We start from the raw sequence: 223 nt of genomic DNA, 5'->3' as shown, positions 1-223 counted from the left end.
CCGCGGCTAGACGGAAAGACCCCGTGAACCTTTACTACAGCTTGGCACTGAACATTGACCCTACATGTGTAGGATAGGTGGGAGGCTTTGAAACCGGTACGCCAGTATCGGCGGAGCCGTCCTTGAAATACCACCCTTGTAGTGTTGATGTTCTAACTTAGACCCGTTATCCGGGTTGAGGACAGTGCCTGGTGGGTAGTTTGACTGGGGCGGTCTCCTCCCA

1 rRNA gene is annotated in these 223 nt (G+C 54.3%); it reads left to right on the top strand.

From position 1 onward, the window contains the following. A 23S ribosomal RNA gene (locus AC5O63_RS22510) occupies positions 1-223 on the top strand; the annotation flags it as partial.

The organism is Vibrio sp. SCP2 (genome assembly GCF_059295395.1).
This window is presented reverse-complemented; position numbering and strand designations above follow the sequence as displayed.